The sequence below is a fragment of the Pseudomonas sp. TZ252 genome (assembly GCF_056110345.1).
Genome location: NZ_CM148566.1, coordinates 1,717,262 through 1,729,147, shown reverse-complemented (window position 1 = coordinate 1,729,147; position 11,886 = coordinate 1,717,262). Strand labels below are relative to the sequence as shown.

Annotated in this window: 11 protein-coding genes and 2 tRNA genes; 11 read left to right on the top strand and 2 right to left on the bottom strand. The window is 65.2% G+C overall.

The features are described from left to right. Nucleotides 1-81 precede the first annotated feature (81 nt). Genes ACYAF3_RS08030 through ACYAF3_RS08020 form a run of 3 tightly spaced genes read left to right on the top strand, consistent with a single transcriptional unit; the run spans nt 82 to nt 2,830 of the window. Nucleotides 82-267, top strand: coding sequence for a DUF2065 domain-containing protein (locus tag ACYAF3_RS08030; RefSeq protein WP_003095647.1), 186 nt, complete (start codon nt 82-84; stop codon nt 265-267). Nucleotides 268-301: 34 nt separating this feature from the next. Next, nucleotides 302-1,486, top strand: coding sequence for an ATP phosphoribosyltransferase regulatory subunit (locus ACYAF3_RS08025; protein WP_003100018.1), 1,185 nt, complete (start codon nt 302-304; stop codon nt 1,484-1,486). Nucleotides 1,487-1,537: 51 nt separating this feature from the next. Next, on the top strand, nt 1,538-2,830 hold the full coding sequence (locus tag ACYAF3_RS08020) for an adenylosuccinate synthase (RefSeq protein ID WP_003095642.1): 1,293 nt from the start codon (nt 1,538-1,540) through the stop codon (nt 2,828-2,830). A gap of 155 nt (nt 2,831-2,985) precedes the next feature. On the opposite strand, the gene ACYAF3_RS08015 is transcribed toward ACYAF3_RS08020, so the two are convergent. Next, nucleotides 2,986-3,072 (bottom strand) — tRNA-Leu (locus tag ACYAF3_RS08015). 129 nt (nt 3,073-3,201) lie between these two features. Further along, nucleotides 3,202-3,288, bottom strand: a tRNA-Leu gene (locus ACYAF3_RS08010). A 204-nt stretch (nt 3,289-3,492) separates the two neighbouring features. On the opposite strand from ACYAF3_RS08010, the gene rnr reads away from it, so the two are divergent. From rnr to alr, 8 genes are all read left to right on the top strand, one after another. Beyond that, a complete protein-coding gene (gene rnr / locus ACYAF3_RS08005; RefSeq protein WP_003100016.1) occupies nt 3,493-6,207 on the top strand; it encodes a ribonuclease R in 2,715 nt (904 codons plus the stop codon). Next, the gene (gene rlmB / locus ACYAF3_RS08000; protein ID WP_003095638.1) at nt 6,204-6,950 is read left to right on the top strand and encodes a 23S rRNA (guanosine(2251)-2'-O)-methyltransferase RlmB; all 747 of its coding nucleotides are present in this window, start codon (nt 6,204-6,206) and stop codon (nt 6,948-6,950) included. Before rnr ends, rlmB begins: the two co-directional genes overlap by 4 nt. Before the next feature lie 214 nt (nt 6,951-7,164). Continuing rightward, on the top strand, nt 7,165-7,584 hold the full coding sequence (gene rpsF, locus ACYAF3_RS07995; RefSeq protein ID WP_003095636.1) for a 30S ribosomal protein S6: 420 nt from the start codon (nt 7,165-7,167) through the stop codon (nt 7,582-7,584). 29 nt (nt 7,585-7,613) lie between these two features. Beyond that, on the top strand, nt 7,614-7,844 hold the full coding sequence (gene rpsR / locus ACYAF3_RS07990; protein WP_003095634.1) for a 30S ribosomal protein S18: 231 nt from the start codon (nt 7,614-7,616) through the stop codon (nt 7,842-7,844). Between the two features lie 36 nt (nt 7,845-7,880). After that, on the top strand, nt 7,881-8,750 hold the full coding sequence (locus ACYAF3_RS07985) for a hypothetical protein (RefSeq protein WP_003095630.1): 870 nt from the start codon (nt 7,881-7,883) through the stop codon (nt 8,748-8,750). A 21-nt stretch (nt 8,751-8,771) separates the two neighbouring features. After that, nucleotides 8,772-9,218: a 50S ribosomal protein L9 gene (rplI, locus tag ACYAF3_RS07980; protein ID WP_003095627.1), complete on the top strand. Its 447-nt coding sequence runs from the start codon at nt 8,772-8,774 to the stop codon at nt 9,216-9,218. 128 nt (nt 9,219-9,346) lie between these two features. Further along, entirely contained in the window at nt 9,347-10,741 is a 1,395-nt protein-coding gene (gene dnaB / locus ACYAF3_RS07975) for a replicative DNA helicase (protein WP_003100012.1), read from the top strand. A 68-nt stretch (nt 10,742-10,809) separates the two neighbouring features. Continuing rightward, nucleotides 10,810-11,886, top strand: a complete 1,077-nt coding sequence (gene alr / locus ACYAF3_RS07970) for an alanine racemase (RefSeq protein ID WP_003100010.1) — start codon at nt 10,810-10,812, stop codon at nt 11,884-11,886.

Below are 11,886 nucleotides of genomic sequence, written 5' to 3'. Positions count from 1 at the left end.
GCGGGCGGCAGCGCCCGCCGGAGAAATCGTGTTATGATGAGCCAGCCGGGAAATCCCGGCTTTTTTGCGTCCGCGAGAATCATGTGGCAGGAATTCGGCATCGCTTTTTGTCTCGTGCTGGTGCTGGAAGGCATCCTGCCGTTCCTGTGTCCGCGACAATGGCGCGAGGCGGTCACCGGCATCGGCCGGCTGAGCGACCGTCACCTGCGTCTCGTGGGGCTGGGCAGCATGCTGCTCGGCACCCTGCTTCTTTACTGGATTCACTGATGATGTGCCGCCCGGCTGAAAGGGGAGAGGCGAAATGGCAACGGTAGACCGCTGGCTGCTGCCAGATGGGATCGAAGAGGTGCTGCCCCCGGAGGCGGCGCGCATCGAAGCAGCCCGCCGTCAGGTGCTGGATCTGTTCCACCGCTGGGGTTACGAGTTCGTCGTGACCCCGCATATCGAATACCTGGAGTCGCTGCTCACCGGCGCGGGACAGGATCTTGACCTGCGCACCTTCAAGGTGACCGACCCGGCGTCCGGCCGGCTCATGGGTTTCCGTGCCGACATTACGCCGCAAGTGGCGCGGATGGATGCGCACAGCCTGCGCCGCGAGGGACCGAGCCGCCTATGCTATGCCGGCAGCGTGCTGCATGCGCAGCCGCGCGCGCTGTCCACTTCGCGTAGTCCGATCCAGCTGGGCGCCGAGCTGTACGGCGATCCGAGCCCTGCCAGCGATGTCGAGGTGATCAGCCTGATGCTGGAAATGCTCGAGATGGCGGAAGTGCCGGACGTGCACATGGACCTCGGCCATGTCGGTATCTACCGCGGCCTGGCGCGCGCGGCAGGGCTGTCCGGCGAAGTCGAGCAGCAGTTGTTCGATGCCTTGCAGCGCAAGGCGGTGGACGAGGTCGAGGCGCTGACTGCAGACCTGCCTGCCGAGCTGCGCGGCATGTTGCGTGCGCTGGCCGAGCTATGTGGCGGCCGCGATGCGCTGGAGCAGGGCCGTGCCCGTCTGGCGGCGGCGCCGGCCGATGTCCAGGTGGCGCTGAACGAGCTGATCGAGATCGCCGATTCGCTGGCCGGGCGCTTCCCCGGCTTGCCGCTGTATTTCGACCTCGGCGAGCTGCGTGGCTATCACTATCACACCGGCGTGGTGTTTGCGGCCTTCGTGCCCGGCGTTGGCCAGTCCATCGCCCAGGGCGGTCGCTATGATGATATCGGTGCCGATTTCGGGCGCGCCCGCCCGGCCACCGGTTTCTCCACCGATCTGAAAAGCCTGGTCACTCTCGGCCAGGCCCGGTTGGACCAGGCTGTATCGGGTATCTGGGCGCCGGCCGAAGGGGTCGGGCTCTGGCAGGCGGTGCAACGACTGCGCCGCGACGGGCAGCGTGTCGTCCAGGCTCTGCCCGGGCAGGATGCGGCTTCTGCGCGCGAGGCGGGCTGCGACCGGCAGCTGGCGCTGCGCGATGGCAATTGGCAGGTGGCGCCGCTGGCGTCCTGAGATTCCGCCGGCCGCGGCCGGCATCGAACTTCCACGATGGGGACAAGTGTTATGGGTAAGAATGTCGTAGTCCTGGGCACCCAATGGGGTGATGAGGGCAAGGGCAAGATCGTCGACCTGCTCACCGAGCAGGCGGCTGCCGTAGTTCGCTACCAGGGTGGTCACAACGCTGGCCACACCCTGGTGATCGATGGCGAGAAAACCGTCCTGCACCTGATTCCATCGGGCATCCTGCGCGAAGGCGTGCAGTGCCTGATCGGCAATGGCGTGGTGCTGGCGCCGGATGCGCTGCTGCGCGAAATCACCAAGCTGGAAGAGAAGGGCGTGCCGGTGCGCGAGCGCCTGCGCATCAGTCCTTCCTGTCCGCTGATCCTGTCCTATCACGTCGCCCTCGACCAGGCGCGCGAGAAGGCCCGCGGCGAAGCCAAGATCGGCACCACCGGTCGCGGTATCGGCCCGGCATACGAGGACAAGGTGGCACGTCGCGGCCTGCGCGTCGGCGACCTGTTCCACCGCGAGCGCTTCGCCGCCAAGCTGGGCGAGCTGCTGGACTACCATAACTTCGTCCTGCAGCACTACTACAAGGAGCCGGCCATCGACTTCCAGAAGACCCTGGACGAGGCGATGGAGTATGCCGAGCTGCTCAAGCCGATGATGGCCGATGTCGCTGCGACCCTGCACGACCTGCGCAAGCACGGCAAGGACATCATGTTCGAAGGCGCCCAGGGATCGCTGCTGGACATCGACCATGGCACCTATCCCTACGTGACCAGTTCCAACACCACCGCTGGCGGTACCGCCACCGGTTCCGGCTTCGGCCCGCTGTACCTGGACTACGTACTGGGTATCACCAAGGCCTATACCACTCGCGTCGGCTCCGGTCCGTTCCCGACCGAGCTGTTCGACGACGTCGGCGCCTACCTGGCCAAGCGCGGCCACGAGTTCGGCGCCACCACCGGTCGCGCTCGTCGCTGCGGCTGGTTCGATGCCGTGATCCTGCGCCGCGCTATCGAGATCAACAGCATCTCCGGCCTGTGCCTGACCAAGCTCGACGTGCTCGATGGCCTGGATGTGGTGCGCCTGTGCGTCGGCTACAAGAATGCCGATGGCGATGTGCTGGAAGCGCCGACCGATGCCGACAGCTACATCGGCCTGCAGCCGGTCTACGAGGAAATGCCCGGCTGGAGCGAGTCGACCGTGGGCGCGAAGACCCTGGAAGAGTTGCCGGCCAACGCCCGCGCCTACATCAAGCGCGTGGAAGAGCTGGTGGGTGCGCCGATCGATATCATCTCCACCGGTCCGGACCGCAACGAAACCATCATCCTGCGCCATCCATTCGCCTGAGGCGGATAGCGGGGCGATGACGGAACGGGCTGCGCATGCGGCCCGTTTTCATTTCCGGGGTCGGCGCCGCGGTGAGCGGGGGAGGGTGGCGTGGCTCGAAGGGAAAATCGCGGACAACAAAAAGCCGAGCGATGCTCGGCTGTTTGTCTTGAAGATGGTGCCCAGGAGAAGACTCGAACTTCCACGGTGTTGCCACCGCTAGGACCTGAACCTAGTGCGTCTACCAATTCCGCCACCTGGGCATGCTTTTCAGCATTGTGCGATGATCGCTCATCGACTTGGGTGTTGCAAACCTTGTCGCAGTTTCAATGCCTGGTAGTGGCTGAACTGCTGAAACAAAAACGGTCTAATGACCGGCTTTGTCTGAAATATGGTGCCCAGGAGAAGACTCGAACTTCCACGGTGTTGCCACCGCTAGGACCTGAACCTAGTGCGTCTACCAATTCCGCCACCTGGGCACTGGAGTCGATGATCGCTCATCGTTTCCGTGTTACAACGTCTCAGCAACGTTGTGGGCGCGAACTATACGAGTACGTATTCTGCTTGTAAACCCCTGATGCGATAAAAATTATTCTGTTGCCGAAGCTGACCGACGAAGCGTTTTCGCGCTTCAATAGAGCAATGGCAGCAAACGCTAAAGAAGAAAAGGTGACCTACCTCTAATGGCCGATTGGCAAAACCTCGATCCCGAGGCCGCTCGCGAAGCGGAAAAGTACGAAAACCCCATCCCCAGCCGGGAACTGATCCTGGCTCACCTATCCGAGCGGGGCGCTCCGGCGACTCGCTCCCAGTTGCTCGACGAGTTCGGGCTCGCCGGCGAGGAGCCGGAAGAGGCCTTGCGTCGTCGCCTGCGCGCCATGGAGCGCGACGGGCAGCTTATCTATACGCGTCGTGGCGCCTATGCGCCGGTGGACAAGCTGGACCTGATCCGCGGCCGCATCAGCGGGCACCGCGACGGCTTCGGCTTCCTGATCCCCGACGATGGCAGCGACGACCTGTTCCTCAGTCCCACCCAGATGCGCCTGGTGTTCGACGGCGACCGCGCCCTGGCCCGGGTGTCCGGCCATGACCGGCGCGGACGCCGCGAAGGCCAGCTGGTCGAGGTGATCGAGCGGGCCCACGAGATCGTGGTCGGCCGCTACTTCGAGGAAAGCGGCATCGGCGTGGTGGTCGCGGACAACCCGAAGATCCAGCAGGAAGTCCTGATCCCGCCGGGCAAGGCCGGCAAGGCCAGGCACAACCAGTTCGTCCAGGTGCGCATCGAGCAATGGCCGAGCATCCACCGCCAGGCCCAGGGCGAGATCGTCGAGGTGCTCGGCGACTACATGGCGCCGGGGATGGAGATCGAAGTCGCCCTGCGCAGCTACGATATCCCCCACGTCTGGCCGGCCGCGGTGGAGAAGGAAGCGGCCAAGCTCAAGCCGGAAGTGGCGGAGAAGGACAAGGAAAAGCGTATCGACCTGCGCCAGGTGCCCTTCGTCACCATCGACGGCGAGGATGCCCGCGACTTCGACGACGCGGTGTACGCCGAGGCCAAGCGCGGCGGCGGCTGGCGCCTGTTCGTGGCGATCGCCGATGTCTCGCACTACGTGAAGGTCGGTTCGGCGCTGGACGAAGAGGCGGCCAGGCGCGGCAACTCGGTGTATTTCCCCGAGCGGGTGATCCCGATGCTGCCGGAGGTGCTGTCCAATGGTCTCTGCTCGCTGAATCCGCTGGTCGACCGGCTGGCCATGGTCTGCGAGATGACCCTGTCCAAGGCTGGCAAGCTGACCGGCTACCAGTTCTACGAAGCGGTGATCCACTCCCATGCCCGCCTGACCTACACCAAGGTCAGCCAGTTGCTCGAGCATCCCGACAGCGTCGAGGCCGAGAACCTGCGCCAGCAGTTGCCCGGCGTGGTGCCGCACCTGCAGCAGCTGTATGCGTTGTATAAAGCGCTGCTGGCCGGCCGCCATGTCCGCGGCGCGATCGATTTCGAGACCCAGGAAACCCGCATCGTCTTCGGCGCCGACCGGAAGATCTCGGAAATCCGCCCGACCCAGCGCAACGATGCGCACCGCCTGATCGAAGAGTGCATGCTCTGCGCCAACGTGGCGACCGCACGCTTCCTGCAGAAGCACGCCATCCCGGCGTTGTACCGGGTGCATGACGGCCCGCCGCAGGAGAAACTCAACAACCTGCGCCAGTTCCTCGGCGAGCTGGGGTTGAGCCTCGGCCGCGGCAAGGCCGCGCCGACCCCGGGCGACTACCAGGAGTTGCTGGAGAAGATCCACGACCGCGCCGACTTCCGCCTGATCCAGACGGTCATGCTGCGTTCGCTCAGCCAGGCGGTGTACAGCCCGGACAACAATGGCCACTTCGGCCTCAACTACGACGCCTACACCCACTTCACCTCGCCGATCCGGCGCTACCCGGACCTGCTGGTGCATCGTGCGATCCGCAGTGTGATCCGCTCCAAGGCGGAGACTCCGCACGTGCAGCGGGCCGGCGCGGCGAGCATGCCCAAGGCGCGTATCTATCCGTACGACGAATTGCGCCTGGACCAGTTGGGCGAGCAGTGCTCGATGACCGAGCGGCGTGCCGACGAGGCCACCCGCGACGTGACCAACTGGCTGAAGTGCGAATACATGCGCGAGCGGGTCGGCGAGACCTTCCCTGGCGTAATCACTGCGGTCACCGGTTTCGGTCTGTTCGTCGAGCTGACCGACATCTTCGTCGAAGGCCTGGTCCATGTGACCGCGCTGCCCGGCGACTACTATCATTTCGACGCCGTGCACCATCGCCTCAGCGGCGAACGCACCGGGCGCAGCTTCCGTCTCGGCGACACCACGGAAGTGGTTGTGGCGCGGGTCGACCTGGACGAGCGGAAGATCGATTTCGAGCTGGCCGGAAACGTGCTGAGCGCGCCGATCGGACGCAAGAAGCGCAACGGCGACAAGTCGGCGAACGCCGGCAAGGCGCCGAAGGGGCGCAAGGGCGCATCCGTGCCCGAGGTCGACCTGGAGCCGGCGCTGGCCAGTCCCGACGCCGCGGTGGTGCCGCGGCGCAAGGCCGGCAAGGTGCAGGCGCTGCCGCCGGTCGCGCCGGAGCTGCTGGCGCAGGCCGCGGAGATGCTCGGCAACACCGACGTGCGCAAGAGTCGCGAGGTGAAGCAGGCGCTGCTCGCCGAGGCGCGTGTCGGCGGCAAGGACAAGGGCGGGAAGAAGGGCAAGGTCGTTCCTGCGGGCAAGAGCGCGAAGGGCAAGGCCAAGGACGGCAAGCCCGCCGCTGCCGCCAAGCCGGGCAAGCCGACCAAGCATCGCAAGGGGCCTTCCAAGCCGAAGGCCGACAACGCTCCGGCCGCCACCGGGGCGCGCAAACGTAAGGCCAAGTCATGAGTCAGTGGGAAAAGGTCTACGGCGTGCATGCCGTGGAAGCGTTGTTGCGTCATCACCCGAAGCGGGTCAAGCAGTTGTGGCTGGCCGAGGGGCGGCATGATCCGCGGGTCCAGGTGCTCACCGAGCTGGCCGCCGGGTTCCGTATTCCGGTAGGGCAGCGCGATCGGCGCGAACTCGACGAGTGGGCGGAAGGCGTCCACCAGGGCGTGGTCGCGGAAGTCAGCCCCAGCCAGGTCTGGGGCGAAAACATGCTCGAGGAACTGCTCGAGCGGAGCGAGGGCGTGCCGCTCCTGCTGGCCCTGGATGGCGTCACCGATCCGCACAACCTCGGCGCCTGCCTGCGTACCGCCGATGCGGCGGGGGTGCAGGCGGTGATCGTGCCCAAGGACAAGTCCGCGACCCTCAACGCCACCGTGCGCAAGGTCGCTTGCGGCGCCGCCGAGGTGATCCCGCTGGTGGCGGTGACCAACCTCGCGCGTACCCTGGAAAAGCTCCAGCAGCGCGGCCTGTGGGTGGTCGGCACCGCTGGCGAGGCGGACAAGACCCTCTACCAGCTCGACCTCAAGGGGCCGACCGTGCTGGTGATGGGCGCGGAAGGCAAGGGCATGCGCCGGCTGACCCGCGAGCACTGCGACTTCCTCGCCAGGTTGCCGATGGCCGGCAGCGTCAGCAGCCTGAACGTCTCGGTCGCCACCGGTGTCTGCCTGTTCGAGATCCTCCGCCAGCGCACCCCGCTGGAGTGAGCGCGTGCGGGGCCGCCGCGGCGCGGCCCCGCGCCATTCCATCCGCTGTACAAATATTCGCCAATCTTCCTTGCTTCGCCGGTTGCCCTTCTCTAGAATGTCGCCCCTTGCCGCGCGGGCAGGCGTTCGTTCGCCTCTCCACCAGGCAAGCCAAGAAAACATTCACTCCTTGCCTGACCGTTCTGCGGCAGGCTGCAACCCGTAAGGAGCATTTATGCGTCATTACGAAATCGTGTTCCTGGTTCACCCGGACCAGAGCGAACAAGTCGGTGGCATGGTCGAGCGTTACACCAAGGCCATCGAAGAAGACGGCGGCAAGATCCACCGTCTGGAAGACTGGGGCCGTCGTCAGCTGGCCTACGCCATCAACAACGTGCACAAGGCCCACTACGTTCTGATGAACGTCGAGTGCAGCGCCAAGGCCCTGGCTGAGCTGGAAGACAACTTCCGTTACAACGATGCCGTGATCCGTAACCTGGTCATGCGTCGCGACGAAGCTGTCACCGAGCAGTCCGAGATGCTCAAGGCTGAAGAAAGCCGCAACGAGCGTCGCGAGCGTCGTGAGCGTCCGAACGATAACGCTGAAGGCGCCGATGGCGACGACAACAGCGATAGCGATAACGCTGACGAGTAATTCCGGACCAGTATTGAGGAGCCAATCACATGGCACGTTTCTTCCGTCGTCGTAAGTTCTGCCGCTTCACCGCCGAAGGCGTGAAAGAGATCGATTACAAGGATCTCAACACCCTGAAGGCCTACGTTTCCGAAACCGGCAAGATCGTTCCGAGCCGTATCACCGGCACCAAGGCCAAGTACCAGCGTCAGCTGGCGACCGCTATCAAGCGCGCCCGCTACCTGGCCCTGCTTCCTTACACCGACAGCCACGGCCGTTGAGATCGGGCAGTCGAACGCTGGTAAGGGATAGATCGCATGCGCGCACTGGCTGAGTTCACCATGCGCGGCCGCATGCAGGCCACGCTCGCCGTGGCAGGCTCCGCGGTTGTTCCACTGTTGTTCTGGCTGAGTGCCGCCGCCGGTAGCCTGGTGCTGCTGCGGCGCGGATTCGGCGACGCCTTCGGCGTCCTGGCCTGGGCGGTGCTACCGGCGATGTTCTGGTGGTACCTGGGCGATCCGAGCATCCTTCTGGTCCTGCTCGGTACCCTGACGCTGGCGCAGATCCTGCGCGCCAGCACGTCCTGGAGCCATGTGCTGCTGGGCAGTGTTGCAGTTGGCGTGGTATTCGCGCTGGTGCTGGGGCATACCTCCAGCGAGCTGATCGGCGCCCTGGCGACGGAAGTCACCAAGGTCCTGACCCAGCTTCGCGGGGAGTCCCAGCTGTCGGGCGAAGAGCTGGACAAGTTGCAGGTGGCGCTGGTGCCGACCCTGACCGGGGTCATGGCTTCCTCGCTGCAGGTGACCTGCCTGCTCTGCCTGATGCTCGCGCGGTACTGGCAGGCTTCGCTGTACAACCCGGGCGGCTTCGGCCGCGAATTCCGGAGTTTGCGGCTGGCGCCGGCGGTTGCCGTGATCCTGCTGCTGGGGGCCGTCGTGGTCCCGGCGCTGGAAGTGCAGGCCGCGGTGCTCGGTCCGTTGTGCAGCGTGCCGCTGATCATCGCCGGCGTGGCGCTCGGGCATGGCCTGATCGCCCTGAAGCGCCTCGCGGGTGGTTGGCTGGTGGGCCTGTACCTGGCTGTATTGCTGCTGGGGAACCTGATCTGTCTTTTGGCGGTTGTCGACAGTCTGTTTGATTTTCGTGGACGCCTGGCCCGGCGCCAGGGTTCCACGAACGGTGAAGGTTAAAAGTTAAGAGGTAAGACTCAAATGGAAGTCATCCTGCTGGAAAAAGTCGCCAACCTGGGCAACCTGGGCGACAAGGTGAACATCAAGGGCGGTTACGCCCGTAACTTCCTGCTGCCGCAGGGCAAGGCCACCGTCGCCACCGCCGAGAACGTCGCTGCGTTCGAAGCACGCCGCGCCGAGCTGGAAAAGGCTGCCGCCGAGAAGAAGGCCGCTGCCGAAGCCCGTGCTGCCCAGCTCTCCGAGCTGGTGGTAACCCTCGGCGCCCACGCTGGCGACGAAGGCAAGCTGTTCGGTTCGATCGGCACCCGCGACATCGCCGAAGCCGTTTCCGCTGCCGGTTACCCGCTGGAAAAAGCCGAAGTTCGCCTGCCCAACGGCGCGCTGCGCAACACCGGTGAGTTCGACGTCGCCGTGCACCTGCACACCGACGTGGAAACCACTCTGAAGCTGATCATCGTCGCTGAGTAAGCGATCCGATCGGTAGGGCTGGGCGGGCATATGCGTGTCCGCGGCAGTCCGCTAACATCGGGCACGGTACCGGCAACGGCACCGTGCCCGTTGTTTTTTCCGCTGTTCCTTTTTCTTGCGTCGAGTCTATGAACGAGATCACCAGCCCCGAGCAATACGACCTGGAAACCACAGCCCTGAAGGTGCCGCCGCACTCGATCGAGGCCGAGCAGGCCGTGCTGGGTGGCCTGATGCTGGACAACAACGCCTGGGAGCGTGTGTCGGATTCGGTGTCCGACGGCGATTTCTACCGCCATGACCATCGCCTGATCTTCCGCGCCATCTACAAGCTGGCCGAGGCCAACCAGCCGATCGACGTGGTGACCCTCTCCGAGCAGTTGGAGAAGGAAGGACAACTGGCCCAGGTCGGCGGCCTGGCCTATCTCGGCGAACTGGCGAAGAACATTCCCTCGGTCGCCAACATCAAGGCCTACGCGCAGATCATCCGCGAGCGCGCCACCCTGCGCCAACTGATCGGCATCAGCAACGAGATCGCCGACAGCGCCTTCCACCCGGAAGGGCGCGGCGCCAACGAGATCCTCGACGAGGCCGAGCGGAAGATCTTCGAGATCGCCGAAGCGCGACCGAAGACCGGCGGGCCGGTAGGGATCAGCGATATCCTGGTCAAGACCATCGACCGCATCGACTACCTGTTCAACACCACCGAGGCGCTGACCGGGGTGTCCACCGGTTTCACCGACCTCGACGAGAAGACCAGCGGCCTGCAGCCGGCCGACCTGATCATCGTCGCCGGGCGTCCGTCGATGGGTAAGACCACCTTCGCCATGAACCTGGTCGAGAACGCGGTGATGCGCACCGACAAGGCCGTGTTGGTGTACTCCCTGGAGATGCCCTCCGACTCGATCGTGATGCGTATGCTCTCGTCGCTCGGGCGTATCGACCAGACCAAGGTGCGTTCCGGCAAGCTCGACGACGAGGACTGGCCGCGCCTGACTTCGGCGATCAACCTGCTCAACGACAAGAAGCTGTTCATCGACGATACCGCTGGCATCAGTCCCTCGGAAATGCGCGCGCGGACCCGTCGCCTGGTGCGCGAGCACGGCGACCTGGCGCTGATCATGATCGACTACCTGCAACTGATGCAGATACCCGGCTCCAGCGGCGACAACCGGACCAACGAGATTTCCGAGATTTCCCGCTCGCTGAAGGCCCTGGCGAAGGAATTCAACTGCCCGGTGATTGCCCTGTCGCAGCTCAACCGCTCCCTGGAGCAGCGACCCAACAAGCGCCCGGTGAACTCCGACTTGCGCGAATCCGGGGCGATCGAGCAGGACGCCGACGTGATCATGTTCGTCTACCGCGACGAGGTGTACCACCCGGAGACCGAGTTCAAGGGCGTCGCCGAAATCATCATCGGCAAGCAGCGTAACGGTCCGATCGGTACGGTGCGCCTGGCCTTCATCGGCAAATACACGCGCTTCGAGAACCTTGCCGCCGGCATGTACAACTTCGAGGACGAATGACCCGGCTTGGGTCTTGCCCGGCGGGCGCCTTACCATAGGCACCCGTTTCAGTTGCAGGACCCGATGCCATGCGTCCCCTCGTTGCCACCGTCGACCTTTCCGCCATTCGCCACAACTATGCCCTGGCCAAGCGCTGCGCGCCGCAGCGCCAGGCGTTCGCGGTGGTCAAGGCGAACGCCTATGGCCACGGTGCGCGCGAAGTGGTTACCGCGTTGCACGACGATGCCGATGGCTTCGCCGTGGCCTGCCTGGAGGAGGCCGCGGAAGTCCGCGCCTTGCACGCCAGCGCGCGCATCCTGTTGCTGGAAGGCTGCTTCGAGGCGAGCGAATACGCCCTCGCCGGGCAATTGCGCCTGGACCTGGTGATCCAGGGCGCGGAACAGGGCGAGGCGTTCCTCGCCGCCGGCCTGGATATTCCACTCAACGTCTGGCTCAAGCTCGACTCCGGCATGCACCGCCTGGGCTTCGATCCTGCCGCGCTGCGCGCCTGGCATGCGCGCCTGCGCAACCATCCTGGTGTGCGCGAGCTGAACCTGATCAGCCATTTCGCCTGCGCCGACGAACGCAACCATCCGCTCACCGAGCAGCAGCTGGAGAGTTTCCTCGGCCTGCTCGACCTGGATTTCGACCAGCGCAGCCTGGCCAATTCGGCGGCGGTGCTGACTATCCCGGCCGCCCACATGGACTGGCTGCGGCCGGGAATCATGCTCTACGGGTCGACCCCGCTGGCCGACCTGAGCGCCGCCGAACTGGGCCTGAGGCCGGCCATGAGCCTGGGCGCGCAGTTGATTTCACTGCGCGAGGTGGCCGTGGGCGAGAGCGTCGGCTACGGCGCCACCTGGATCGCCGAGCGGCCGGCGCGGATCGGCACGGTCAGTTGCGGCTACGCCGACGGCTATCCGCGTACCGCGCCAGCCGGGACTCCGGTACTGGTCGGGGGACGCCGCGCGACCCTGGCCGGGCGGGTCTCGATGGACATGCTGGCGGTCGACCTCTCCGACCTGCCGGAGGCTCGCGTTGGCGACCCGGTGGAGTTGTGGGGCGCCGGGTTGTCGGTGGACGAGGTCGCCCGTGCCTGCGGCACCCTTGGCTACGAGCTTCTGAGCAAGGTCACGGCTCGGGTTCCGCGACGCTACAGCCACTGA

Excerpts from the sequence above, each read along its gene's own strand:
- ACYAF3_RS08030 (WP_003095647.1), top strand. The coding sequence starts at position 82 with ATGTGGCAGGAATTCGGCATCGCTTTTTGTCTCGTGCTGGTGCTGGAA.
- ACYAF3_RS08025 (WP_003100018.1), top strand. The coding sequence starts at position 302 with ATGGCAACGGTAGACCGCTGGCTGCTGCCAGATGGGATCGAAGAGGTG.
- ACYAF3_RS08020 (WP_003095642.1), top strand. The coding sequence starts at position 1,538 with ATGGGTAAGAATGTCGTAGTCCTGGGCACCCAATGGGGTGATGAGGGC.
- rnr (WP_003100016.1), top strand. The coding sequence starts at position 3,493 with ATGGCCGATTGGCAAAACCTCGATCCCGAGGCCGCTCGCGAAGCGGAA.
- rlmB (WP_003095638.1), top strand. The coding sequence starts at position 6,204 with ATGAGTCAGTGGGAAAAGGTCTACGGCGTGCATGCCGTGGAAGCGTTG.
- rpsF (WP_003095636.1), top strand. The coding sequence starts at position 7,165 with ATGCGTCATTACGAAATCGTGTTCCTGGTTCACCCGGACCAGAGCGAA.
- rpsR (WP_003095634.1), top strand. The coding sequence starts at position 7,614 with ATGGCACGTTTCTTCCGTCGTCGTAAGTTCTGCCGCTTCACCGCCGAA.
- ACYAF3_RS07985 (WP_003095630.1), top strand. The coding sequence starts at position 7,881 with ATGCGCGCACTGGCTGAGTTCACCATGCGCGGCCGCATGCAGGCCACG.
- rplI (WP_003095627.1), top strand. The coding sequence starts at position 8,772 with ATGGAAGTCATCCTGCTGGAAAAAGTCGCCAACCTGGGCAACCTGGGC.
- dnaB (WP_003100012.1), top strand. The coding sequence starts at position 9,347 with ATGAACGAGATCACCAGCCCCGAGCAATACGACCTGGAAACCACAGCC.
- alr (WP_003100010.1), top strand. The coding sequence starts at position 10,810 with ATGCGTCCCCTCGTTGCCACCGTCGACCTTTCCGCCATTCGCCACAAC.